Genomic DNA, 415 nt, shown 5'->3' with positions numbered 1-415 from the left:
TTAGAGTCGTATAGTCGGCGACAAGCGTATCGACGCCACCACCACCATGCCACGTGAAATCCTTCTGGGCGCCGAAGACGAATAATTGGTCATCCCCCAAGCCCGTTGTCAGGTCGACCTCTTCCATATTGCGTACGACGGTACCGTCGACCAGGGTAAAGCCGCCAGAAGTCGCCGCAGTCGCCATATTGTAGCTGACCGCCCCGACCTCATCAGACAGATCCAGAAATGCACGGTCTGTGCCGTCTCCACCATCCAGAACATCGATACCACTGCCACCATTCAGCCAATCGTTACCTGTGCCTCCGTTCAATGTATCGTCACCAGAGAGACCACGAAGGACGTCTGCACTCGAACCGCCGGTCACATTGACTTTTTCGATGTCATAGGCATAATAGTGTGCGCCACCATTAAA

Annotated in this window: 1 protein-coding gene; it reads right to left on the bottom strand. The window is 54.2% G+C overall.

The window, feature by feature from the left end; genetic code table 11:
* On the bottom strand, nucleotides 1-415 hold a 415-nt coding region (locus tag ABAC402_RS0121130), incomplete at both ends, for a hypothetical protein (RefSeq protein ID WP_031236149.1).

This window comes from Asticcacaulis sp. AC402 (genome assembly GCF_000495835.1).
Taxonomy (GTDB): domain Bacteria; phylum Pseudomonadota; class Alphaproteobacteria; order Caulobacterales; family Caulobacteraceae; genus Asticcacaulis.
This window is presented reverse-complemented; position numbering and strand designations above follow the sequence as displayed.